The sequence below is a fragment of the Amycolatopsis sp. NPDC001319 genome (genome assembly GCF_042896185.1).
Classification (GTDB): domain Bacteria; phylum Actinomycetota; class Actinomycetes; order Mycobacteriales; family Pseudonocardiaceae; genus Amycolatopsis.
In genome coordinates this window covers 377,934-401,528 of sequence record NZ_JBIAWY010000001.1, presented here as the reverse complement: position 1 = coordinate 401,528, position 23,595 = coordinate 377,934, and the positions used below count along the sequence as shown (strand labels likewise).

General features: G+C 69.3%; 20 protein-coding genes. 10 read left to right on the top strand and 10 right to left on the bottom strand.

Annotated elements, in window-relative coordinates; genetic code table 11:
- The first annotated feature begins 27 nt into the window (after window positions 1–27).
- The 8 genes from murJ to ACFY1H_RS01875 all read left to right on the top strand — a co-directional run bounded on the left by murJ (window position 28) and on the right by ACFY1H_RS01875 (window position 11,368).
- A complete protein-coding gene (gene murJ, locus ACFY1H_RS01910) occupies window positions 28–2,010 on the top strand; it encodes a murein biosynthesis integral membrane protein MurJ (RefSeq protein WP_366587805.1) in 1,983 nt (660 codons plus the stop codon).
- An 82-nt stretch (window positions 2,011–2,092) separates the two neighbouring features.
- Window positions 2,093–3,691, top strand: a complete 1,599-nt coding sequence (locus ACFY1H_RS01905) for a protein kinase family protein (RefSeq protein WP_386943929.1) — start codon at window positions 2,093–2,095, stop codon at window positions 3,689–3,691.
- Between the two features lie 31 nt (window positions 3,692–3,722).
- Window positions 3,723–4,385: an RNA polymerase sigma factor SigM gene (gene sigM / locus ACFY1H_RS01900; protein WP_220245388.1), complete on the top strand. Its 663-nt coding sequence runs from the start codon at window positions 3,723–3,725 to the stop codon at window positions 4,383–4,385.
- Window positions 4,382–5,185, top strand: a complete 804-nt coding sequence (locus ACFY1H_RS01895) for a hypothetical protein (RefSeq protein ID WP_386943927.1) — start codon at window positions 4,382–4,384, stop codon at window positions 5,183–5,185. Before sigM ends, ACFY1H_RS01895 begins: the two co-directional genes overlap by 4 nt.
- Before the next feature lie 104 nt (window positions 5,186–5,289).
- Window positions 5,290–6,282: a thioredoxin-disulfide reductase gene (gene trxB / locus ACFY1H_RS01890; protein WP_386943925.1), complete on the top strand. Its 993-nt coding sequence runs from the start codon at window positions 5,290–5,292 to the stop codon at window positions 6,280–6,282.
- 29 nt (window positions 6,283–6,311) lie between these two features.
- Window positions 6,312–6,638 (top strand): thioredoxin, encoded by a 327-nt coding sequence (trxA, locus tag ACFY1H_RS01885; protein WP_220240252.1) that lies wholly within the window; start codon window positions 6,312–6,314, stop codon window positions 6,636–6,638.
- Window positions 6,639–6,920: 282 nt separating this feature from the next.
- A complete protein-coding gene (locus ACFY1H_RS01880) occupies window positions 6,921–8,069 on the top strand; it encodes an N-acetylmuramoyl-L-alanine amidase (RefSeq protein ID WP_366589893.1) in 1,149 nt (382 codons plus the stop codon).
- Window positions 8,070–10,732: 2,663 nt separating this feature from the next.
- Window positions 10,733–11,368, top strand: coding sequence for a DUF4287 domain-containing protein (locus ACFY1H_RS01875; RefSeq protein ID WP_386943922.1), 636 nt, complete (start codon window positions 10,733–10,735; stop codon window positions 11,366–11,368).
- Here the strand turns inward: ACFY1H_RS01875 and ACFY1H_RS01870 are convergent, their stop codons facing one another.
- Window positions 11,369–12,013: a GNAT family N-acetyltransferase gene (locus ACFY1H_RS01870; protein ID WP_360607498.1), complete on the bottom strand. Its 645-nt coding sequence runs from the start codon at window positions 12,011–12,013 to the stop codon at window positions 11,369–11,371. It abuts the gene before it with no gap.
- Window positions 12,014–12,196: 183 nt separating this feature from the next.
- On the opposite strand from ACFY1H_RS01870, the gene ACFY1H_RS01865 reads away from it, so the two are divergent.
- A complete protein-coding gene (locus ACFY1H_RS01865; protein ID WP_366589888.1) occupies window positions 12,197–13,516 on the top strand; it encodes a PLP-dependent aminotransferase family protein in 1,320 nt (439 codons plus the stop codon).
- A 34-nt stretch (window positions 13,517–13,550) separates the two neighbouring features.
- A complete protein-coding gene (locus ACFY1H_RS01860; RefSeq protein ID WP_366589886.1) occupies window positions 13,551–14,495 on the top strand; it encodes a D-alanine--D-alanine ligase in 945 nt (314 codons plus the stop codon).
- On the opposite strand, the gene ACFY1H_RS01855 is transcribed toward ACFY1H_RS01860, so the two are convergent.
- The 9 genes from ACFY1H_RS01855 to rpmH all read right to left on the bottom strand — a co-directional run bounded on the left by ACFY1H_RS01855 (window position 14,496) and on the right by rpmH (window position 23,548).
- Window positions 14,496–15,107 (bottom strand): DinB family protein, encoded by a 612-nt coding sequence (locus ACFY1H_RS01855; protein ID WP_386943920.1) that lies wholly within the window; start codon window positions 15,105–15,107, stop codon window positions 14,496–14,498.
- 154 nt (window positions 15,108–15,261) lie between these two features.
- The gene (locus ACFY1H_RS01850; protein WP_366589882.1) at window positions 15,262–16,281 is read right to left on the bottom strand and encodes a ParB/RepB/Spo0J family partition protein; all 1,020 of its coding nucleotides are present in this window, start codon (window positions 16,279–16,281) and stop codon (window positions 15,262–15,264) included.
- Window positions 16,278–17,204, bottom strand: a complete 927-nt coding sequence (locus ACFY1H_RS01845) for a ParA family protein (protein ID WP_366589879.1) — start codon at window positions 17,202–17,204, stop codon at window positions 16,278–16,280. The genes ACFY1H_RS01850 and ACFY1H_RS01845 overlap by 4 nt, the downstream gene beginning before the upstream one ends.
- A gap of 87 nt (window positions 17,205–17,291) precedes the next feature.
- Window positions 17,292–17,972 carry a 16S rRNA (guanine(527)-N(7))-methyltransferase RsmG gene (gene rsmG / locus ACFY1H_RS01840; protein ID WP_220245399.1) on the bottom strand — a complete coding sequence of 227 codons (681 nt, stop codon included), beginning with the start codon at window positions 17,970–17,972 and terminating at the stop codon, window positions 17,292–17,294.
- A gap of 2,836 nt (window positions 17,973–20,808) precedes the next feature.
- Complete coding sequence (locus tag ACFY1H_RS01835) at window positions 20,809–21,384, bottom strand: R3H domain-containing nucleic acid-binding protein (RefSeq protein WP_366589876.1); 576 nt, start codon at window positions 21,382–21,384, stop codon at window positions 20,809–20,811.
- A 28-nt stretch (window positions 21,385–21,412) separates the two neighbouring features.
- Window positions 21,413–22,609 (bottom strand): membrane protein insertase YidC, encoded by a 1,197-nt coding sequence (yidC, locus tag ACFY1H_RS01830; protein WP_386943917.1) that lies wholly within the window; start codon window positions 22,607–22,609, stop codon window positions 21,413–21,415.
- 4 nt (window positions 22,610–22,613) lie between these two features.
- On the bottom strand, window positions 22,614–22,946 hold the full coding sequence (yidD, locus tag ACFY1H_RS01825) for a membrane protein insertion efficiency factor YidD (protein WP_366589870.1): 333 nt from the start codon (window positions 22,944–22,946) through the stop codon (window positions 22,614–22,616).
- A 5-nt stretch (window positions 22,947–22,951) separates the two neighbouring features.
- Window positions 22,952–23,383 (bottom strand): ribonuclease P protein component, encoded by a 432-nt coding sequence (rnpA, locus tag ACFY1H_RS01820; RefSeq protein ID WP_360607482.1) that lies wholly within the window; start codon window positions 23,381–23,383, stop codon window positions 22,952–22,954.
- A gap of 21 nt (window positions 23,384–23,404) precedes the next feature.
- Window positions 23,405–23,548 (bottom strand): 50S ribosomal protein L34, encoded by a 144-nt coding sequence (gene rpmH, locus ACFY1H_RS01815; RefSeq protein WP_285971341.1) that lies wholly within the window; start codon window positions 23,546–23,548, stop codon window positions 23,405–23,407.
- Window positions 23,549–23,595 lie beyond the last annotated feature (47 nt).

The window sequence follows — 23,595 nt, the reverse complement described above, 5'->3', positions numbered from 1 at the left end:
CCGTCCGGACCACCTCCGTCGGGGCCGATGCCTGCCGGACCGGTGCCGTCCGGACCACTGCCGCAGCCCTCGGGTCCGCCTTCCGGGCCTCAACCGTTGCCGCCCGCGCCGGCTGCTGGTCCCGTCTCCGGACCTCAGCCGCTGCCCCCGGCCCCCGCGCCGCACCGCGGCCGCGGTCCACGTCCGGGCGCGCCGATCCGGCCGTGGCAGGAAGAGGCGCTGCGCGACCCCGAGGCCACCCGCTTCATCCCGCGCACCGCCGGCGTCCCCATGGCGGCTTCGCGCTGGCCCGTGGCCGACCCCGACTCGATGCGCCCGTACGACGCGCTGGCCACCCAGGTCATGCCGCGGATCGGCGACGCGCCACTGGTCCGGCCCACCGAGCCGGGCTCGACCGGCGAGCAGCCGGCCACCCCGGCGAAAGCGCCGTCGATCGCGAAGGCCAGCGGCCGGATGGCGATCGCGTCGCTGATCTCCCGCATCACCGGCTTCCTGTGGAAGCTGCTGCTGGCGGCGGCGATCGGCACGGGCATCGCCAACGACTCGTTCAACGTCGCCAACACGATGCCGAACATCATCTTCGAGCTGCTCATCGGCGGTGTGCTCACGAGTGTCGTGGTGCCGCTTCTGGTGCGCTCGCAAGACGATCCGGACCACGGCGCGGCCTACGCGCAGCGGCTGCTGACCGTGGGGCTGACCCTGCTGCTGGTGGGCACGCTCATCGCGGTGATCGCCGCGCCGGCCTTCACGTCGCTGTACGTCGATTCCTCAGGTCAGGCCAGCTCCGGCCTGACCACGGCGTTCGCCTATCTGCTGCTGCCCGAAATCTTCTTCTACGGCGTGTTCGCGCTGCTGTCGGCGATGCTCAACGCGAAGCAGATCTTCGGTCCGACCGCGTGGGCGCCGGTGATCAACAACCTGGTGGTCATCTTCACGATCCTGGTCGTGTGGGTGATGCCCGGCTCGATCGACACGGACCACCCGTCGATCACCGACCCCAAGGTGCTCACCCTGGGCCTCGGCGTGACCGGCGGCATCGTCGCGCAGGCGATCATCCTCGTCCCGCCGCTGCTGCGCTCGGGCTTCCGGCCGAAGTGGCGCTGGGGCATCGACAAGCGGATGAAGGAGTTCGGCGGGCTCGCGCTGTGGGTCATCGGGTACGTCGGCGTGAGCCAGGTCGGCTACACGATCACCACCCGCGTGCTCACCAACGGAGCGCCCGGCGGTGTCACGGCCTACACGAACGCGTGGTTGCTGTTCCAGCTTCCCTACGGCGTCATCGGCGTCTCGCTGCTCACCGCGATCATGCCGCGCATGAGCCGCGCGGCCGCCGACGGCGACAGCAAGAAGCTGATCAGCGACCTGTCGTACGCGTCGCGCATCTCCACGGTCACGCTGCTGCCGATCTCGGCGGTGATGACGATCGTCGGCTCGTCCATCGGCGTCGCGCTGTTCACCTTCGGCAAGGGCTCGCTGGACGGTGCCACCCGGCTCGGCGAGGCGCTGGCGGTCTCGTCGTTCGCGCTGCTGCCGTACGCGCTGGTCATGCTCCAGATGCGCGTGTTCTACGCGATGAAGGACGCGCGCACGCCGACCTTGATCATGATCGTGATGACGCTGGTCAAGGTGCCGCTGCTGTACCTGTGCCCTGTCGTCCTGTCGCCCGAGAACGTGGTGCTGGGCGTGATGATGGTCAACGCGCTCACCTACGTGGTCGGCGCGGTGCTCGGCCAGGTCTGGCTGTGGGTCACGCTCGGCAACCTGCGCAGCAAGCGCATCATCGGGGTGATCCTCTTCACCGTCGTCGCGTGTGTGCTCGGGGTGGCCGCCGCATACGTCGCGGGACTGATCGTGCCCGACTCCCTCGGGCCGACTTTGCAGGCGTGGATCAAGCTCTTCCTGCAGGGGATCGTGGGCATCGGCGTCTCGTTCGGCGTGCTCATGGCCCTGAAGGTGGAGGAGCTGAGGCCGGCCACGTCCAGGATCACCCGATTGATCAAGCGCGGGTAACGATTGATTCACGACTGACGACGCTTCCTCCAGACCTGATCCGGGTACCCTCGGTGCGGGAGCGCGACGCGGGAGAGAAGCGGTGGACACGAGACGGAGCGAACAGGCAGGGGAGGCCAACCGTGCGGGCATCCGTGCCCAGGGCGGTTCGCTGGCCCCGGGCCGGGTCGTCGGCGACGGCCGGTACCGCCTGCTCGCGCAGTTCGGGGTGGACGAACGAGCCGCCGCGCACCTGTGGCGGGCACGCGATGGGCAGCTCAAGCGCGATGTCGCGCTGACGCTGCTGGTCGGTGATCCGGCGGATCCGGAGGCCGCGAGGCTGGCCCGGCGAACGCTGGAGCGCGCGGCGCACGCGTCGAAGTTCGGCCACGGCGGGGTCGCACGGGTGCTCGACGTGCTCAGCCTCGGCAGTGGCGTGACCTCGAACGAGGGACTTCTCGGCGTCGTCGTCGCGGAGTGGACCAAGGGCAGCGACCTGGTGGACCTGGTCGCGCAGCGGCCCGTCGCCCCGGCCGCGGCCGCGCGCATGGTGCAGGCGCTCGCCGAGGCGGTGGAGCACGCGCACCAGAACGGCCTCGTCCTCGGTCTGGACCACCCCCAGCGGCTGCGCCTGACCCCCAACGGCGCGTTGAAGCTGGCGTTCCCCGGCCCCTTGCCGGACGCGACGCTGCGCGACGACGTGAAGGCCCTCGGCGCTGTCCTTTACCTCCTGCTCACCGGACGCTGGGCGCTGCCGGGCGGGCCGCCCGCGATCCCCGCGGCGCCGCTGACCCCGCAGGGCCACGTCGTGCCGCCGCGGACGCTGGTCCCGGCCGTGCCGTCCGAGCTGTCGTCGCTGGCCGTGCGCACGATCGAGGACGGCGGCAACGGCGGTATCCGCACGAGCTCGGCCATCCTGCGCGTGCTCGACCAGGCCGCCGAGGCCGAGGAGCGCACGCAGCTGATCAAGGCCGTCGGCGACAACGCGACGAGCGAGGCCGACGGCACGATCTGGACCACGAAGAAGCCGGTCAAGGACGTCGCGCGGCGGCGGAAGCTGGCGTTCGGCGTGACCGTGCTGGTGGTTGCCACCGTGCTGATCCTGGCGTGGGGCGGGTTGATGCTGATCAACCTCTTCCAGGGCGACTCCAAGGCGAGCGGCCCGACGATCAACGTCGCGGCCACCCCCACGGCGACCGCGCCGCCGCCCGCGAACTCGGCGGCGCCCCCGCCGTCGTCGCCGGCCGCGCCGAAGCTCGGCCAGCCCGTGGAGCCGAAGGCGGCCACGATCTACAACCCCAAGGGCTCGGGCGACAACTCCGGCCGGGTGAAGAACACGATCGACGGCGACCCGGGCACGGTCTGGCGCACCGACCAGTACCAGCAGCAGCTGCCCACGCTGAAGCCCGGCGTCGGGTTCGTGGTGCAGTTCGACGACCCGGTGAAGCTCGCGCAGGTCAAGATCGCGGCCGACAGCCCCGGCACGAAGATCGAGATCCGCTCGGCCGACAGCAAGAACCCGAAGCTGGACGACACGAAGGTGGTCGGCACCGGTGACCTCAACGGCACCGACACGACGATCAACCTCCCAACGCCGACGGAGAGCCAGTACTTCGTCGTGTGGATCACCCAGCTGGGCGACGACAGCGAGGGCGGCTTCATCAGCGAGATCGGAGACGTGAGCTTCCTGCCTGCGGGGTGATCGACATCTCCCACTCAGTAGGCTCTGCCGGGTGACGGCTGCAGCTCCCACGGACGCGGACCTCATAGCGGCGCACGCCGCCGGGGACCCGCATGCGTTCAGCGAACTCGTCCGGCGGCACCGCGATCGTTTGTGGGCCGTGGCCCTGCGGACGCTGCGTGATCCGGAGGAAGCCGCGGACGCGTTGCAGGAGGCGTTCATCTCGGCCTTCCGCGCGGCGGGCAACTTCCGCGCCGAGTCGCAGGTGACCACGTGGCTGCACCGCATCGTCGTCAACGCGTGCCTCGACCGCATCCGTCGCAAACAGGCGCGTCCCACCGTTCCACTGCCCGAGGCCGGCTTCAACGAGCCGGCCTCGCCGCGCGACTCGATGTCCGAGAAGGAGACGAGCCTGCTCGTGCGCGAGGCACTGGAGCAGCTGCCGGAGGAGCAGCGCGCGCCGATCCTGCTCGTCGACGTCGAGGGCTACTCCGTGGCCGAGACGGCGAAGATGCTCGGCATCGCGGAGGGCACGGTCAAGAGCCGCTGCGCGCGGGGAAGGGGCAAACTCGCGAAGGTTCTGGGGCACCTGCGGAACCCGGATGCGAATGCGAACGTCCCAACTCACGAAAGCAAACGCAGGAGCGCCACTTCGGACGGGTCCCGGAGTGCCGGGCGAGCCGACCGCTCGCCGGGGAACGGGGAGGCACGATGACGGACGAGAGTCGGGGGGTCGGCGGGACCGTCGGTCCGCCTTGGTCTGTCGACGTGCTGGCCGACCTCCACGCCGGCGTGCTGGACGAACACGAGGCGGCGCAGCTGTGGCCGCGGGTCCAGGCGGACCCGGAAGCGCGCGCGATCATCGAAGCCCTTGAAGCGACCACGGCCGATCTGGCCGCGCTGGCGGACGAGCCGGCGCCGCCGATGCCGGCCGAGTTCGCCGCGCGGATCGACCAGGCGCTGGCCGCGGAGGCCGCGTCCCGGCAGGTCGCCCCCTTTCCGGCAGCCGGCCCGGGTGCGGTTCCGGCATCGCCGGAGCCCGGCGTGGCGCCCGTGGTGGACCTCGCGGCAGCACGGCGGCGGCGGAACAAGCGGCTCGGCTGGGGCGCGGGGATCCTGACTGCGGCCGCCGCGGCGATCGTCGCGATCGCCGTGACGGTGCCCGGCTCGTCGACCGACAGCGGCACCACGGGGGTGGCGGCGCCGGCTCCAGCGGGACCGTCGGTGGGCGGCGACGGCAGCGGGGCGGAAGCGCTGCTGGGCGGGGCCATGGGCGTCCGCGATTTCGGTCCGCTCCAAGACGAGCAGCGCCTCGACGCGTGTGTCAGCGCGGCCGGGCTGGACCCGAACGTGCGGCCGGAAGGCGTGCGGCCGGTGACCGTCGAAGGCAAGCCCGGCGTGCTGGTCATCTACACGACGGGTCAGCTCGCGCAGTTCCGCCTGGTGGCCTTCGGGGCCGACTGCGGCCCGGGTCACGCCGACAAGCTGTTCGACAAGGTCGTCGGCAAGAAATAACCGCTGGTCGGGACGGGCGAGTAGCGGCCGTCACCGTCGGGAACACCGCCACCTACCATCGTGTTGAGACCAGTGCACAGGTCACTACGAGCGGAGGTTCACGGGTGGCTGCCGAGGAAATCAGGAACCTGATCATCGTCGGGTCGGGTCCCGCCGGTTACACGGCCGCGGTGTACGCGGCTCGCGCGCAGCTCGAACCGTTGGTGTTCGAGGGCACGCAGTTCGGTGGTGCGCTGATGACGACCACGGAGGTCGAGAACTTCCCGGGCTTCCGCGACGGCATCCAGGGCCCGGACCTGATGGAAGAGATGCGCAAGCAGGCCGAGCGTTTCGGCGCTGAGCTGCGGGCGGAGGACGTCGAGTCGCTGGAGCTGGCGGGCGACGTGAAGTACGTGGTCGCGAACGGCGTTCGGTATGCCGCGCGCGCGGTCATCCTGGCGATGGGCGCTGCGGCGCGCTATCTGAACGTGCCCGGTGAGCAGGATCTGCTCGGCCGTGGTGTGTCGGCCTGTGCGACGTGTGACGGTTTCTTCTTCCGTGACCACGACATTGCCGTGGCCGGTGGTGGTGACTCGGCGATGGAGGAGGCGACCTTCCTGACGAAGTTCGCCAAGTCGGTCACGATCGTGCACCGGCGTGACGAGTTCCGCGCGTCCAAGATCATGCTGGAGCGGGCCCGGGCGAACGACAAGATCAAGTGGCAGCTGAACTCGCAGATCACCGGGGTGGAGGGCGAGGGCACCGTCAAGGGCCTGAAGGTCACCGACACCAAGACCGGCGCCGAGAAGACGCTGGATGTCACCGGTTTCTTCGTCGCGATCGGGCACGACCCGCGCAGTGCTCTGGTGCGCGGCCAGGTCGACCTGGACGAGGAGGGTTACGTGGTGACGCAGGGGCGCACGTCCTACACGAACGTGCCCGGTGTGTTCGCGGCCGGTGACCTGGTGGACCGCACCTACCGGCAGGCCATCACGGCGGCGGGTTCCGGGTGCAGCGCGGCCATCGACGCGGAACGATGGCTGGCGGAGCATGGCGACGAGAACGCCCACGAGGCGTCCGAGCTGGTCGGCGGCGGCTACGGCGCCGGCACCCACTGACTTTCCGAGACCGACCCGAAGGAGAAACCATGGGCAACAACACCGTCAAGGTGACCGACAAGTCGTTCGTGGACGACGTCCTGACCAGCGAGAAGCCGGTCCTGGTCGACTTCTGGGCGACCTGGTGCGGGCCTTGTAAGATGGTCGCCCCCGTGCTCGAGGAGATCGCGGCCGAGAACGGCGAGAAGCTGACCGTCGCGAAGCTCGACATCGACGAGAACCCGAACACGGCGCGTGACTACCAGGTGATGTCCATCCCGACCCTGATCCTGTTCCAGGGTGGCAAGCCGGTGAAGCAGATCGTCGGCGCGAAGCCGAAGGCGGCTCTGCTGTCCGACCTGAAGGACGTCCTCTGATCGAGCGGGCGCTGTCCAGCTGCTGAGAACCCGGGCCTGCGGGAATCGTCTCGCGGGCCCGGGTTCTCGCACGTTCGGGCGAAGTGTCCGTGGCCATGATCACGCAGGTGCACGGGCGTGTCCGTCCTGCGGCGGCTTGCGCTCTCCCGGGGCATACCGACCGGGCCTACGCGCTCACCGAGAGTTCACAGGGCACAATAGGTGCCCTGGGCTTACCACCCACACAGGTTTTCTGTTTTCGCATCGAGCCGGTTTCGGTGCCCTAGGAAGAGCGAGGAGTGCATGCGGGTACTCCGCCGCGGTGACGCCGGTCCGGACGTCGCCGAGATCAGGTCGATCCTTGCCGGGATGGACCTGCTCCCGCCGGTGGCGGGGACCGAGCAGTACGGCACCTTCGACGCCGCCGTCGAGCACGCTGTACGGGCCTTCCAGCAGCGTCGTGGGCTGATCACCGACGGGGTGGTAGGCCCCGCGACGTTCCAGGCGATGAAGGGCGCGAGCTTCCACCTGGGGAGCCGTCCGCTGCAGTACATGCTGTCCTCGCCTGTGCAGGGCGACGACGTCTTCGCGCTGCAGGAGCGCCTCACCGAGCTCGGCTTCGACGCCGGCCGCCCCGACGGCTACTTCGGCCCGCAGACCGAACGCGCCCTCCGCACCTTCCAGCGCGACATGCGCCTCGAGTCCGACGGCATCTGCGGCCCGGCCACCATCCGCGAGCTGCACCGCCTTTCCTCGCCCCGCGCCCGCGGCGGCCGTCCCGTCTTCCTGCGCGAACAGGAGCAGGTCCGCCAGGCCGGCCCCCGCCTGCGCGGCAAGCGCATCGTCATCGACCCCGGCCACGGCGGCGAAGACCTCGGCGTCATCGCCGGCGGCCTCCGCGAAGCCGACATCGCGTGGGACCTCGCGCGCAGGTTGGAAGGCCGCATGCAGGCCACCGGCATGGAAGCGTTGATTTCGAGGGGCCCCAACCACAGCCCCACGGACTTCGAACGCGCCCGCTTCGCCAACGACGCCGGCGCCGACCTGTTCCTGTCCCTCCACAGCGACAGCAACCCCAGCCCCCGCGCCCAGGGCATCGCCAGCTTCCACTTCGGCACCGGCAACGGCACCACCTCCACGGTGGGCGAGCTCCTCGCCGGCTTCATCCAACGCGAGGTCGTCGCCCGCACCGGCCTGCGCGACTGCCGCACCCACTACAAGACGTGGGAGATCTTCACCCGCACCCGCTGCCCCGCCGTCCGCGTGGAGATCGGCTACCTCACCAACCCGGACGACAGCCGGAAACTCGCCGACCCCGCCTTCCGCGACATCGTCGCCGAGGGCATCCTCATCGCCGTCAAACGCCTCTACCTCCTCGGCGAAGGCGACCAACCCACGGGCACCTTCACCTTCGCCGACGTCTTGGCGCACGAGCTGGCCAAGGCCGAGTAGGGTCTTCCCGTCCTTCACGCATGAGCCGGGCCCTCCTCCACGAGGCCCGGCTCACGTCTTTTCATTGCTGGTCCGCTGGCGCTGGTCCACTGGTCGCCGCCATGTCTTTCGGCCACCGCCCTCCACCCCCTGCCTGCCGCTCTCCGATCGGCGCTCCGGGCCCGTTCTCGATCTGCAACCCACGGGCTCCCGCTGGCTCGACCACGGTCCAGCACCGCTGGATGCCGCTCTCTAGCCGGCGCGTCCGTTTCTCGATCTGCAATCCATGGGCTCCCGCTGGCTCGGCCACCACGCAGCACCGACTGCCCGCCGCTCTCTGGCCGGCGCGCCCGGCCCGTTCTCGATCTTGCAACCCACGGGCTCCCGCTGGCTCGGCCACCGCCCAGCACTGGCCGTCTACCGCTCTCTAGCCGGCGCGTCCGTTTCTCGATCTGCAATCCATGGGCTCCTGCTGGCTCGGCCACCGCCCAGCACCGGCTGCCTGCCGCTCTCTGATCGGTGCGCCCGGTTCTCCATCTACAACTCATGGCACCCACTGGCTCAGCCACCACCCAGCACCGGCTGCCTCACGCCCGCCAACCGGCGTTCCCGGGCCCGTTCTCGATCTGCAGCCATGGCTCCCGCCGGCTCGGTCGCCACTCCACCGGCCCGCCCTTCACTGTCGATCCATTGCCCGTTGGCTCCGTCGCGACCCCGTGGTTTTGCAACCAGCCGGCTGCTCTCTCGAACGACTTCCACCCTCGACTGCCGGCCTTGTTCAGCTGCGTGGTCAGGGCTCGTTGCCCGGGCATTGGCCTCGATAAACGCCTTCTGATCCCAGCTTTTGCTCCTGCTTGCCGCTGCTTCGCTGCGGCTCGCTCGCCCCGTACCTCGCCCGTGGATCCTGGCCTCGCCCTTGTGCATGGGCATGGGCATGGGCATGGGCGCGATCCTTAAGACCTAGCGGCACTGCGCGGCAGCCGCTCCCAGCTTGAGCTGTCAGCCCTCCTGATTATTGGCGCGTGGCGCCAATAATCAGACGCCGCTAGCCGGCCTCAGCCATCGCTCCTCTGGTATCTGCCCCGGGCCAAGATTCACCGCCCCGCCCGGCAGTTCGCCAGTGCAGGCCATGCTCCAAACCTGCTGCTGCAAGTCAGCAGCCCGGGCTCGACCATCGCCGCTGCCCGCCGGGGCGAGTCACCGCTCACCTGCACTCAGGCCAGCGACCGCCGGCCCCTCCGACAAGCGGCAGCGCCCCGCCCGCCGGTCTTAACTCTCTGCTGCAGGGGCGGCCGACTGCTTCCGTTGTGCCGCCGCCTACTCCTGTTCGTCGTCTGATGACCGCTTCCAGCAGCCGGCAACTTCATGCCTCCAGCCCGAGGCACTGGCCGCTTCTGGCCACCTGTTCGGCCCCACGGACTCGGCCGCTGAGCTCGAGCTCGATCCGCGAGCTGAGCTCCGATCACCGATTACTCATCGCCGCTTCCACAGCCCGCCACGGAACCCCGAATTCCGCTCCACCAAGCCAAGTTCTGGTCACCGACTGTTGGTCGCCGCCCGATCAGCGGCCACCGCCCCCAGCTTTCGCGACTCAGCACCGGCCACCCACCACCGACCACGACCTCCGATGACAGCGCCAGATCGCTGCGCTTCCCACCGCCCAAGCCACCGAACTCTTGGGCCGGTCGGGGGCGTCGGCCGCGATCGCGGCGGGTCGCCGCGCGGTCCCACCGATCTCTGCACTGCGGACCGCGAAGATCGCCGCCAAGCCGTCTGCCGGTCGGTGTCCGCCCGTCGCTGCCCATCGTGCGCTGAGATCAGGCCGCGAGGCCCGGCTCCGAGGTTTGTAGCCGCGCGCCTTCGATTGCTCGCCGTTGCTCACTGGCTGCCGACTCGAACCGTCGCGGCCGGGAGCTCCAGCTCGCGCCGCGAGGACTGAGCCGTAATACGCCGGCCCTGGTTGGGAGTCCTCGATTGGGCCGCCGTCCGGCAGCCTTGTGGCGATGCCGCCGTTGGGGCACTGGTTGCGGCAGGCGGCCGCTGACCCTTCAACTGCACCGTCGCCCGAGGCCGGCAATCCGGGAGCGACGCAGGTCGCCGGCTCCTGGCACTACTTGGCGTCCACGCAACTTAACGGTGTGCGGTCCAACCGAAGCCCATCGCCGATCCCGAGCCCGAGCCACCATGCCAAATTCGACCCGACCCACCATCACCGCGGCTTCGACCCCTCCGCCACCCGAGCCGATGCCCGGCCGTGGCGCCTTCGGAGGACTTACCCACAACCACTCTGGGTAGTCACGCGCATCCGCACAACCAGCCGCACTCACCGCGTCACCAACCGCCCACCGCTGGCGCCCTGTGCACAACCCCGGCCCGGAAGTCACCCCAAGCGGTGCACGGGCCAACCCAGGTGGAGTAGTCCACCGCCAACCCCACAACCGGAGCCGCGCGACCGCTTCGACTGCCCCCGCGGGCCGCCACAACCCATTGCGCCCGTCCCGCCGGCGACACACCACACCTTGGGGCAGCCCCCGCCCTCCTCGGGGGGCGTCCCCAGATCCAGTCTACTCATCCACAGGTTTTCCACGGCGTCTATCAGGGATCTGTGGATAACTCGGGGTTTCTTCCACAGTTGTGCACAGGTGGGGAAATCGGGTATTTCGGGCTGGGTAAGACCGTGGTAGGTGGGCGTCGCGAAGATCTTTCGGGGGGTGTGTCGAAGGGCTGGGGTCGGTGGCGACGTTCCGGCTGACGGGACAAGGAGGGCTGCCATGGGTGGCACGAAGTTGACCTCGGACGATGCGGTGCGTACGGCAACCGGGCGAGGGTTCGGCGAGTGGGGTGAGGTGCTCGACGCGTGGGGAGCGCGTGGTCAGGGCCACGGGGAGATCGTCGGCCGGCTCGTTGAGGAGCATCGGTTGGGCAACTGGTGGGCACAGACAGTGACCGTCGAGTACGAGCGGTCCCGAGGGTTGCGGCCGCGCAACGGGGGTCGGGACGGGCTGTTCACGGTGAGTGCGAGCCGGACGATCGAGGCGAGGGTCGAGGATGTCTACGAAGCCGTGGTCGACGCGGCCGCGAGGGGAAAGTGGCTCGACGGCGATCGGCTCAAGATCAGAACGACGCAGCGGAACACGTCGGCGCGGTTCGGCTGGGGCGACGGAGCCACGCGGGTCAACATCGGATTTGTCGACAAACGCACGAAGACCCAGATCGCCTTGGCGCACGAGCGCGTTGTCGACGAAGCGACCGCCAACGACTTCAAGACCTACTGGCGCGAAAGCCTCACCAAGCTCAAGAACCAGCTCGAGACCCGCTGATCAAGCCCGCCCGAGGCTCGGCTCCGCCGTCGTGATCGTCACCTGGCCGAGCAGCCGCTCCAGTGCCGCCTCGACGTCTTCCTTCCAGGTGATCGCCGAGCGCAGTTCCAGCCGCAGCCGCGGCCACTTCGAGTGCGGCCGCACCGTCTTGAAGCCGACGCTCTGCAGGAAACCCGCCGGCAGCACGCAGGTGTGCTGGCCCATCGGGTCGACCTCGTCGGGCACGGCGTCGCCGAACGCCTCGATGGCGCGGACGCCGCGTTTGGTCAGGTCCTTCGCCACGGCCTGCACGAGCATCCGGCCGAGGCCGCCGCCGCGGAACTCCGGCAGGACCTGGAACGCGGTGAGCAGCACGGCGTCGGCACTGGGCGGCGACGTGGGGAAGGCCAGGGAGCGCGGCACGGCGTTCGGCGGCGCGTAGAGCACGAAGCCGACCGGCAGCGTGTCGCTGTAGACGATGCGGCCGCAGGAACCCCACTCCAGCAGCACGCTGGAGACCCACGCTTCCTTCTCGACCTCGGTGGAGCCGAACTCCTCCGCCTGGGCCTTGAGGTGCGGCGCGAGCTCCCAGTAGACGCACCGGCGACAGCTCTTGGGCAGGTCTTCGAGGTTGTCGAGTGTGACGCCCACCACGCGACGCGACACCTGAAACCTCCCCGAATCCCTCACGACCGGCATCCGCTCCCCGCAAGAGCGCAGGAACGACCGGAAGAGCCACTCGAAGAATAGGACGATGTGATGAGCGCCGGAAGAGCGGGGACCAGGAAGAGGCCCTGGTTACACTCGATGGATCTACCCGCAGGTACCACCGAGCCCTCAGGTGTGTCGATGACCGAGAACCGCCCCGTCAAGCCGCAAGCCGGCCGCCACAATCTCGACCCTCACCTCGACCGGTACGCAGCGCGCACCGCCGGGATGACCGCTTCGGAGATCCGGGCGCTCTTCGCGGTGGCGAGCCGGCCCGAGGTCGTGTCCCTGGCCGGCGGCATGCCGAACCTCGCCGCGCTGCCGCTGGACACGCTGTCGGCGCAGGTGGCGGAGATCATCGCCGACGAGGGTCTCGTGGCGCTGCAGTACGGGTCGGCCCACGGCATCCCCACGCTGCGCGACCAGATCTGCGAGATCATGGCTCTCGAAGGCATCAAGGCGCACCCGGACGACGTCGTCGTCACCGTCGGTTCGCAGATGGGCCTAGACATGGTCACTCGCCTCTTCTGCGACCCCGGTGACATCGTGATCGCCGAAGGGCCTTCGTACGTCGGCGCGCTCGGCTCGTTCGCTGCGTACCAGGCGAAGGTCGTGCACGTCGCGATGGACGAGCAGGGGCTCGTGCCCGAGGGTCTGCGCGAGGCGCTGCGGCAGGCCGAGAAGACGGGCCGGCGCGTCAAATTCCTTTACACCATCCCGAATTTCCACAATCCCGCCGGCGTCACGCTCGCCGTCGAGCGCCGCGCGGAGATCGTGGAGATCTGCCGCGAGCACGGTGTGCTGATCGTCGAGGACAACCCGTACGGGCTGCTCGGCTTCGACGGCCAGACCTACCCGGCGCTGCGCTCGATCGACCCCGACAACGTGGTGTACCTCGGCTCGTTCTCGAAGACGTTTGCCTCCGGCCTGCGCGTCGGCTGGGTGCTCGCGCCGCACGCCGTGCGCGAAAAGCTTGTGCTGGCAGCGGAATCCGCGACGCTGTGCCCGCCCACGTTCAACCAGATGATCGTCTCGCGCTACCTCGCGACGCACGATTGGATGGGCCAGATCAAGAAGTTCCGCGAGAACTACCGCGAGCGCCGCGACGCGATGATCTCGGCGCTGAACCAGTACCTGCCGCCGGGCTGCTCGTGGACGATGCCCGAGGGCGGTTTCTACGTGTGGGTCACCGTGCCGGAAGGTGTTGACACCAAAGCAATGTTGCCGCGCGCCGTGACCGCGCGCGTGGCGTACGCGTCGGGCACCGGCTTCTACGCCGACGGTTACGGCTCGCGCCAGATGCGCCTGTCGTACTGCTACCCGACGCCCGAACGGATCCGCGAAGGCGTGCGCCGGCTCGCGGCGGTGCTGGAGTCCGAAATGGACCTCAGCCGCACCTTCGGTAGCGTGAAGGCACGCACCATCTCGGGGTCGGAAACCCCGTCGCCGGACACGGTCTGACCGGGTCCGCAGCAAAACCTAAGGAGTTCCCACGGTGGTCGACCGTACCGTTGCCGTGCTCGCAGGCGGGCTTTCCCACGAACGCGACGTCTCCCTCCGTTCGGGCCGCCGGCTTTCGGCCGCGCTGCGCGCCGAGGGGCTCACCGTGGAGGAGTGGGACACCGACGCCGGGCTGCTGGAACGCCTGCGTACGCAGCGGCCCGACGCGGTTGTCGTCGCGCTTCACGGTGGTGAGGGCGAGAACGGCTCCGTGCAGACGGTGCTGGAAATGCTCGGCGTGCCCTTCGTCGGAACTTCGAGCATGGGCTGCCGCCGTGCGTGGGACAAGCCGACCGCGAAGGCGTTCGTGCAGCAGGCCGGGTTCTCGACGCCGGACTGGGTTGTGTTGCCCCACAGCACTTTCCGCGAGCTCGGCGCGCAGTCGGTGCTCGACGCGATGGTAGAGCGCCTCGGCCTGCCGATGATCCTCAAGCCGGATCAGGGCGGCTCGGCGCTCGGCACGCAGGTCGTGCGCGAGGCGTCGGAACTGCCCGCGGCGATGGTCGGCTGCTTCGCGTACGGCGACACCGTGCTCGCCGAGCAGTTCGTCGACGGGGTCGAGGTGGCCGTGACGGTCGTCGAGGGTGAGCACGGCGCCGAGGCGCTGCCGGCCGTCGAGATCGTGCCGGAGAGCGGGGTTTACGACTACACCGCCCGTTATACGGCCGGTCTCACCGACTTCTTCACGCCGGCGCGCATTTCCGAGGAGGCGGCGAAGGCCGTCGGCGAGCTGGCCGTTGCTGCGCACCGCTGGCTCGGCCTGCGTGACATCTCGCGCACCGACGCCGTGATCACCGCCGACGGAACAGTGCACTTTCTCGAGGTGAACCTGTCGCCGGGCCTCACCGAGACGTCGACGGTGCCGATGGCCGTTGAGGCGGCAGGGAAATCGCTCGGGTCGGTGTTCGCGGACCTCGTGGCGCGGGCCGTCGCGCGCTGATCACCGCGCTCGGTAGAGGTCGCGCAGCAATGCGATCTCGGCGCCGTGGTGCAGCACTTCCTGGTTGACCCACCACACGATCTCGAGGAACGGCTCGTCCGGATCACTGCCGTGGGGATAGGTGCACAGGCCCACGGTGTCGAGTGCTGCGTCGTCGACGCTCAGCAAAACCTTCCGCCACGCAGCTGCGCCGGTTTGGAACGCGGCAGTCGCGGTTGCGGCGTCGCCGGTATCGACGTAGTCGTCACGGGTCAGCGTGTGGCTGCCTGACGTGTGGTCGGCGCGCAGCACCAGCATTTCGCTCAGGTGGCTGAGCCGCCACGCGATCGTCGTGACGGGCGGCGGCCACGGGTGGGGGTGGGGCGCCGAGTCGCGGCCCCACTCGCCGCGGCCGGCGAGGAACGTCGCGCGCGGCCCCGGCCCGGCGGAGCGCCGCCGCACCGACCAACAGTCCGGCGCCGGCTCCCACCGGAACTCGTCGTCGGTCATCGGGTCGACGGAGACGGGGGTACCGTCGCCGCTGTCGACCGCCGGTCCGCCGAGGCGATCGACGAGCCGGCCGTACGCGAAGTCGAACTGACTCAGCAACGGCGCCAGGCGCGAAGAGATCACGGAACGCTCCTTCGGGAGAGCTGGTTCCGCCAACTCTCCCGGATTCCGCGCCGCGCGACCGCCGATTTTTCCCGCGCCCGCGGCGACCACCCAGAGTGCCGGTGACCGTCCCGGTGAGCAATCATCACCGTGACGAAACGACCCTGGGTGATCCCTAGTCGGTTTCCTCTGTCTGATTCGCCGTTTTTTCGGTCGAGTTCGCGTCGATGATCGAGACGATGCGTTCGAGATCGTCGACCGAGCCGAACTCGAGGACGATGCGTCCCTTGCGGCGGCCGAGGTCGACCTTTACGCGGGTGTCGAAGCGATCGGAGAGACGGTTGGCCAACTCCTGCAGTCCCGGTGCCTGAATCGGCTTGCGGGGAGCGGGCTTCGGCTTCGCCGGCTTTTCGCTCTTCTTCAGCGTGACGGCTTCCTCGGTGGCGCGCACCGACATGCCCTCCGCGACGATCCGGGCCGCCAGCTCTTCCTGGCTTTCCGGATCTTCGAGCGACAGCAACGCCCGCGCGTGCCCGGCCGAAAGCACACCCGCGGCCACTCGACGCTGCACGGCCAGCGGCAGCTTGAGAAGACGGATCGTGTTGGTGATGACGGGCCGGCTGCGGCCGATGCGGCTGGCGAGCTCCTCGTGCGTCACCGCGAACTCGTCGAGCAGCTGCTGGTACGCGGCCGCCTCTTCGAGCGGGTTCAGCTGGACGCGGTGGATGTTCTCCAGAAGCGCGTCGCGGAGCATGGACTCGTCGGCGGTCTGCCGGACGATCGCGGGGATCGCCTCGAGCTCCGCCTGCTGCGACGCGCGCAGGCGCCGCTCGCCCATGACGAGCTCGTACTCGCCGTCGCCCAGTTCGCGGACGACGATGGGCTGCATGAGCCCGAACTCGCGGATGGAGTGTTCGAGTTCGGCGAGCGCATCTTCGTCGAAGACCTGGCGGGGCTGCTTCGGGTTCGGCTTGACGGCGCTGACCGGGATCTCCCGGTAGACCGCGCCGGCGACCTCGCCGCTGACGGGAGTCGCCGCGCCGTTGGCCGCGAACCAGCCCTTCTCCTCACGCGCCGCTTTGTCCGCAGGCGTGCCCCCTTCGACGGCGGAGGACGCCGGGCCGGCCGTGGTGGCCGGCCCGGTCGGGATCAGGGCCGCGAGCCCCCGCCCCAGCCCTCCTCTGCGCTCAGTCATGCGGTACTGCTCCTTCCTTCGGTCGCGCCACGCTCCGCGATCTCCTTGGCGGCGTCGAGGTAGCTCATGGCGCCACGTGAACCGGGGTCGTAGGAGAGCACGGTCTGACCGTAGCCAGGCGCCTCCGAGACCTTCACACTGCGCGGGATGACGGTCTTCAGGACAGTGTCGCCGAAGTGGTTGCGGACCTCGTTGGTGACCTGGTCGGCGAGCTTGGTGCGACCGTCGTACATCGTCAGCAGGATCGTGGAGACGCGGAGCTCGCGGTTGAGGTGCTGCTGCACGAGCTCGATGTTGCTCAGCAGCTGCCCCAGACCTTCCAGCGCGTAGTACTCGCACTGGATCGGGATGAGCACCTCTTGCGCGGCCACCATCGCGTTGACGGTGAGGAGGCCGAGCGACGGCGGGCAGTCGATGAAGACGTAGTCGACGCCGATCTGGTCGAGGATCTCGGACGAGAGCGCCTCCTTGAGCCGCGTCTCGCGGTTCGCCATGGAGACGAGCTCGATCTCCGCGCCGGCGAGGTCGATCGTCGCGGGCACGCAGAACAGGTTCGACGACTGCTCGCTGACGGCCGCCGCTTCGGCAAGCGTCACTTCGCCGATGAGCACCTCGTAAATCGACGGTGTGCCGGACCGGTGGTCGATGTCGAGCGCGGTGCTGGCGTTGCCCTGGGGGTCGAGGTCGATCACCAGAGTCTTCAGCCCGTGCACGGCGAGCGCGGCAGCGAGGTTGACGGCGCTCGTCGTCTTACCGACGCCGCCCTTCTGGTTGGCGACCGTCAGCACCCGACGACGGATCGGGCGGGGGAGCGTGCCCTCCTTCGGGTGCAGGACGCTCGCGGCGCGGACGGCTTCTTCGGCGATCGGCGTCCAGCCCAAGTCGTGGCCGGTGCTCGCAGGGTCGGACGGTCGGGGATTCACCGGTCTCGACACCTCCTCTTGATAGACGACTCGTTGGCGTTCGGACCGCGGTGTTTCACGTGGAACGCCGCGGCCGCACTCGTACGCTTAGCTCCGCCTGCCGCGTGGCCGGGATGGCTTCGGTGGCAGGCGGCGGATCATCACGACCGTGCTGGGGACCTCGAGTACTGCCTTCCCGCACTCGGCGAGTTCTGGATCGGCACCGCCGGCCTTCCGCACAGCCACGCGGTCCCGCTCGATTTCCTCTCCCGCGCTGGCTCCCTTGAGCGCAACCAGACGACCTTCGGGGCGGACCAGCGGAAGACACCAGCCCGCGAGGCGAGCGAGAGGAGCAACAGCGCGAGCGGTGACGACGTCTGCGCCACCCAGCTGCTCACGCACAGACCGCTCCTCGGCGCGTCCACGCACGATGGTGATCGGGAGTTCCAGCTTCTCGGCGACCTCGGCCAGCCAGTCGACCCGGCGGGCCATGGGTTCGAGGAGAACGATAGCGAGGTCCGGTCGAGCGATCGCCAGCGGCACACCCGGAAGTCCCGCCCCTGACCCGACATCGACCACGCGCGCTCCGTCAGGAATCTGCTCCCCGATAACAGCCGAGTTCAGCACGTGGCGCTCCCACAACCGCTCCACCTCACGCGGCCCGATCAGCCCCCGCTCGACCCCATGCGTAGCCAGCAACTCAACGTACCCAGCCGCCCGGTCCACCCGCTCCCCGAACACCTCCGCCGCCGCAGTCCGCACCATCGCGGTGGCGCCGTCCAAGCTCACGAAACCCACTCCTCGGTCCGCGCGTTTCACGTGAAACGCGCTCGCTCGATTGTCCCCGATGGCGCGCCCAAATCGAGCCGACAGACCGCAACTGTGGACAACTCCACTCGGGGAGCCGAGTGTCCACAGGCGTGTTCCACGTGAAACCACGTCGACGTGGTGGTGCGCGGCGGTCGCGGTTTCACGTGAAACGCCACGGTTGTAATTCGCTCCGGCTGGCCGCCCCAGCACCGAGGTGGCAGGGCAGTCGACCGGCGACGGACTCCGACGTCTCGCGGGCTTCTCGTCTCGGCCGCCGCACGGCCGGAGTCGAATGGGGGTAGGTCCGAGTCATCTGGACAAGTGCGGCGCTCTAGGGAGCGCAGGGCGATGGAGGCCCGACAGGATCGCGCGATGTAGTCCAGCTGATTGCGGTGGCCAATAAGAGCAAGCGTGCAGTGCGGCGCCGGGCCACTCCAAGCGCGCCACTCGGCGGACAGATAAGGACGAGGCGCTGCGGGTGCCGGCCCGCTGAGTGGCGTTCGAACGGGCCGGAGCTTTGGCAGTCGCCGGGTGTGGAATCTCGGAGAGGGCGAAGACTCAGATGAAGTCGGTAGCAGCCGAGCCGTCCTGGCGGGGCGCCTGCGTAGGCAGCACGTTCCGTCGACTGCGGACGAAGGTCGGCGGGTGGCTGAGCGAACTTCTCCGAGCGCACGTGGCAGCGCGTCCAGGAGCGCCTGGGAGTGCAGCAGCGGAACACCTCGCGCAGTTGCCGATGAATGGGTTCCCGAGAGGTATTCAGCCGCGCTGCCGGAACGGCCCGCTGGCAGCACAGCCACGCTGGCCCAGGGGCGGGTCCGGGTCGCGCGCGCAGTCGGATGAGTCGGCAGAGGCGGAGAAGCTCCGCGCCCGGCGAGATGGTTTGAGGTGCCGCGGGTGTGGGTCGCGGCAGGAGATGCGCCGGGATCGAGCCGGTATGCGCGAGGTGCGCCCGGGTCGTGCTCGGCGGGCTGGGTGAGCGCGCCGGCGCATCGACGGTCAAGTTGGCCATCAGTTGGTGTGAGGTCCGCGTCCAAGTCTCGAAGCCCGGGGGCTGCCGGGTCGGCTGGAGCGAGCCCCCGCGACACCGGGGCGCAGTCGGAACTGGCTTGACGAATAGAACGAGTCGCAGTGATATCGGGGCGAAGTGAGGCAGGTGCGGGGTCGTGGCCGTGCGAGCGCTGCGTTGCCAGATCGCCGGACCAGCCCAACGCCGGTAATCCGTCATCTCCGGAGCGCAATCCGTGGACCGAGCGAGCGGGCAACCTAGTGGCACCGGAGCGAAGTCCGGATCAAGACCGCAGGACCATGACCGCAGATTTGGGTTCGGGCCATGTGACGGGCCAAGAGGCGCACGACCAGATCCCGCGCAGGTTCGAGGCGGCAACGCAATCAGCACGCGAGCGGACCCGCTTCACGGAGCCCGGACGATGAGCGCGGCACCGGGTCAATGCCGCAGCGGCAATGCATGAGCGCGGCAACCCTTCAAGCCGCAGTGACACGACGATGGGCGCTGTCCGGGGTCGACGCGCACGGGCAAGACGATCAGGACGGCAACCGGCTCAGGCCAGCAAGGTGATAGGTACGGCAGGGGTTGCACGCTGCGCAGCCAAGACCAAGTCGCGGAGGCAGGTACACGCGCGGGAGCAGGGGCCAAACCGCAAAGGCAGCGGGGGAGCCGAGGCGCAGCAGCAAGGCGACACAGAGGCGAGGCATCAAGGCATCGAGGCCGCAGCGCGCTGAGTCACCGTGGCCAGCACGGAATCGAGGCTGGGCGACGGCAAGCAGGTGGGTCTGGAGACCAATCCCCGGCACGCTGGCCGGGCAGCAGGCGCGGTAGCAGCCTGCAGGGCCTGGCGTCGACCGCGGAGCACGCCCGGAACAGGGCCAAAGTAGATGGGCATGAGAGCGGATCCAGGCGTTGCGGCGCGGCAGCAGCGTGTGAGACGCGGCTGGCAAATGCGGAAGCGGAGCCGGAGCAGCGCCGCATTGGATGGGCTTGAGGAGTGGCCCCGGGCCGCAGCAGTGAGGCAGCACGCGCGCCAGCAGCGAAACTCAGCCGGCGAACCTGGGAGCGGAGTCGGAGCAGCGCCGCAAACGGACGGGTGCGAGGAGCAGGCCTGGGCCCGTAGCGGTGGTGGAGCGGCACGAGCAGCAGCAGCGCGCCGGACACGGCTGGTAAACGCGGGAGCGGAGCCAGAGCAGTGCCGCAGGCAGGATGGGTGTGAGGAGCGGGTCCGGGCCCGTAGCGGTCAGGCGGCACGGGCGGCAGCGACGCGGGACGCAGCCGAACAACGCGGAACGGAGCCGGGTCAGGGCACGGCAGATGGGTGTGGGAAGCGGAGCCGGAGCGCGGTGGTAAGGCGGCGCGCGCCGCAGCAGATTGCGAAACTCTGCCGCCAAGTGCGGGAGCGGAGCGGGAGCAGGGCCGCAAGCGGATGGCAGTTGGGGAGTGGAGCCCCGGGCCGTGACAGTGATGCGGTGCGCGGCAGCAATGCGCGAGGCACAGCCGGCGAACGCGGGAGCGGAGCCGGGGTGGGTCACAAGGGGACAGGCGTGTGGGAAGTGGGTTCGGTCGGCGCAGTGGTGAGGCAGGCGTGAGCTGCAGGCAGCCAAAGGCCGCATGCGGCCGAAGGGCCGGGTCGGTGGCGGCCGCACCGAAGCGGTGCGGGTAGCGGAACAACAGCGTGCAAGACAAAAGAAGCGGCCCACCGGACATCCGGTGGGCCGCTTCTGCTCAGTGCTTCGCAATACTCAGTGACGCGTCCAGATCACCCGCATCGAGCCGCGGCGGGAGCGGCGGCGCGGGTTAGGAGGCTCAGCCCTCCGGGAAGATCACCACGCGGCGCTTCGGGTCTTCGCCCTCGCTTTCGCTGGTGACGCCGTCCACGGTGGCTACCGCGTCGTGGACCACCTTGCGTTCGAAGGGGCTCATGGGCTGCAGGCGGACGCGTTCGCCGCTGGACAGCACTGACTCGGCGGTGGAGCGGCCGAGTTCGCGGAGCTCCTCGCGGCGGTCGGCGCGCCAGCCGGCGATGTCGAGCATGAGGCGGCTGCGGGAGCCCGTCTCCTGCTGGACGGCGAGGCGGGTGAGTTCCTGCAGGGCCTCGAGCACGGTGCCGCGGGGGCCGACGAGCTTTTCGAGGTCCTCGCCGCCGTCGATGCTGATGATGGCGCGGCCGGCTTCGACGTCGAGGTCGATGTCGCCGTCGTAGTCGAGCAGGTCGAGCAGGCGCTCGAGGTAGTCGCCGGCGATGTCGCCTTCCTGCACGAGCAGGTCGTCGCCGCCCTGCTTCTCGTCGGCGGCGTCGGCGGGGGCACCCTCGGTGGGTGCGGCCGAGGCCGTGGTCTCTTCGTCCTGATCGGCGTCGATCGTGTCGACCGTCTCCGACATCATTCGTCTCCTCTCCGAACCGGGGGCGTCAGCGACGCTTCCGGCCCGACTTCCTGGTCGAGTCCTTGAGGAGCCCGGGAACCCCGGTTCCGTTCTCCTTCTTCGATCCGTTCTGGGCCGGCTGCTGCGCCGGCTTCGACGGGGTCGCCTTGGTGTCCGGCTCGGACGAGTTGGCCTGCGAAGCAGCCTCGGCCGCAGCGGCCTTCTTGCTCTCCACGCCACCCGAGGAAGACGGGGGCTTCGTCTGCGCGAAACCGTGCGCCGAACCCGCCTTGGTCACCTTGCCCTGCTGCTGACCGTTGCCGGACGGGTTGTTCTTCTTCTGCTGCACCGGCTTCTGCCCGACCTTCGGAGCCGTCGGCTTCTGCCCCGGCTTCGGCCCGAGCGACGCCCGCTTCTCCGCGGCCTCCGCCTTGCGCGCGGCCTCTTCCTTGTCGATGCGCGTGTACACGAGCCGCTGCTGCATCAGCGTCCAGCCGTTGTTCGCCAGCCAGTAGAAGAGCAGGCCGAGCGGGAACAGGGCACCGAACACGAGCACACCGAGCGGGAAGATGTACATCGTCAGCTTGTTCATGATCGCGGTCTGCGGGGTGGCCGACGCGGCGTTCTGCCGGGCCACCGAGTGCCGCGCGGTGAGGTGCGTGGCGATCGACGCGACGATCATCAGGGGCAGCGCCACCGGCAGCACGCTCCAGTGGAACCCGACCGCACCGGTCTGGCCACCGGCCACCACGCCGACGCCGTTGTAGACCGCCTCACCGAGGTTGACACCGAAGAGCTTCGCGCTGACGTACGACTGCACGTCGTGCTGGTTGAAGAAGTAGTTCTCGGTCTTCACGCCGCCGCCGGCGGGCTGGATCGTGAACGCGCGCAGCACGTGGTTCAGACCGATGAACACCGGAACCTGGAGCAGCATCGGCAGGCAGCTGCCCAGCGGGTTGACGCCGTGCTCGCGCTGGAGCTTCTGCATCTCCTGCGCCTGGCGCTGCTTGTCGTTCGCGTACTTCTTCTGGAGCTTCTTCATCTCCGGCGCGAAGTCTTGCATCTTCTTCATCGACCGGACCTGGTTCACGAACGGCTTGAACATGATGCCGCGGATGGTGAACGTCAGGAAGATGATCGCCAGGATCCAGGAGATCGCGGTGCCTTCACCGAACGCGAACCCGAAGACCTTGTGCCAACACCACAAGATGAAGGACACGGGGTAGTAGATGAAATCGAGCACTGAGCTACTCCTCGATCGGTGTTTCAGGCATGCGGTGGCGCCAGGAGAACTTCTCCGGCACCGGGTCGCGACCGGGTGGGGTCCACGGGCCGCAGCGCAGCAACCGGCGCAGCGCGAGGTAGGAGCCGCGGCCGGCACCGTGCCGGGTCAGGGCTTCGACTGCGTACGCGCTGCAGCTCGGGTAGAAGCGGCAGGCCGGCGGCAGAAAAGGCGAGATCGCCTTGCGATAGAACTTGATGGGGAGGAGCAGTACCCACGCCACCGGCCCGGGGCGGCGCGGGGCCGTTTCCCCGGTGACGTCGGTGCCGCCGTGGGTGTGCTCGGGAGTGGCTTGCATTGCCGTTACACCGCTGATCCGTGGTCGGGGGCCGCGTCCTGCTGACGCGGTTGCCGGGGAGCACTTTCCCCGGCGGTGCGGCGGGACGAGGTGAGTCCGAGCCGGCGCAACGCCGCGTCGAGATCGGCGCCGAGCTCCGCGCTCGAAGCGGACGCCGCCGGAGGTAATGCCCGTACGACCAACGAGCTGCCCGGGGGCAGTGTTCCGAGTCGGGCCGAAACGAGATGCCGCAGTTGCCTGGTCACCCGGTGGCGCACCACCGAATTGCCGACGGCCTTGCTCACCACAAAACCCGCCCTGGCCGCATCGGGTGCGGCCGCGGACGGGTCCGTGGTCAACGCGTGGACGACGAGGCGACGCCTGCCTGCCCGGGAGCCCCGGCGGAGAACGACCCGGAAGTCTTCACTCCGCCGTAGACGTGCGGCTGCGGGCAGCACGGCGCGCCTCGACGAGCCGGATCAGGCGGACAGCGCGGCGCGGCCCTTGCGACGACGAGCCCCCAAGATGGCCCGGCCGGCACGGGTCCGCATGCGGAGGCGGAAACCGTGGGTCCGCGCGCGTCGGCGGTTGTTCGGCTGGAAGGTGCGCTTACCCTTGCTCACTGCTACTCCTGTGTCTCGGCCGTCGGGCGACGGATTTTCGGCCGTCT

What these genes read in the sequence shown, in the direction of transcription:
- trxA (WP_220240252.1), top strand. Translation starts at nt 6,312, where the DNA reads ATGGGCAACAACACCGTCAAGGTGACCGACAAGTCGTTCGTGGACGAC.
- ACFY1H_RS01880 (WP_366589893.1), top strand. Translation starts at nt 6,921, where the DNA reads ATGCGGGTACTCCGCCGCGGTGACGCCGGTCCGGACGTCGCCGAGATC.
- ACFY1H_RS01895 (WP_386943927.1), top strand. Translation starts at nt 4,382, where the DNA reads ATGACGGACGAGAGTCGGGGGGTCGGCGGGACCGTCGGTCCGCCTTGG.
- ACFY1H_RS01865 (WP_366589888.1), top strand. Translation starts at nt 12,197, where the DNA reads ATGACCGAGAACCGCCCCGTCAAGCCGCAAGCCGGCCGCCACAATCTC.
- ACFY1H_RS01850 (WP_366589882.1), bottom strand. Translation starts at nt 16,281, where the DNA reads ATGACTGAGCGCAGAGGAGGGCTGGGGCGGGGGCTCGCGGCCCTGATC.
- murJ (WP_366587805.1), top strand. Translation starts at nt 28, where the DNA reads ATGCCTGCCGGACCGGTGCCGTCCGGACCACTGCCGCAGCCCTCGGGT.
- ACFY1H_RS01835 (WP_366589876.1), bottom strand. Translation starts at nt 21,384, where the DNA reads ATGTCGGAGACGGTCGACACGATCGACGCCGATCAGGACGAAGAGACC.
- yidD (WP_366589870.1), bottom strand. Translation starts at nt 22,946, where the DNA reads ATGCAAGCCACTCCCGAGCACACCCACGGCGGCACCGACGTCACCGGG.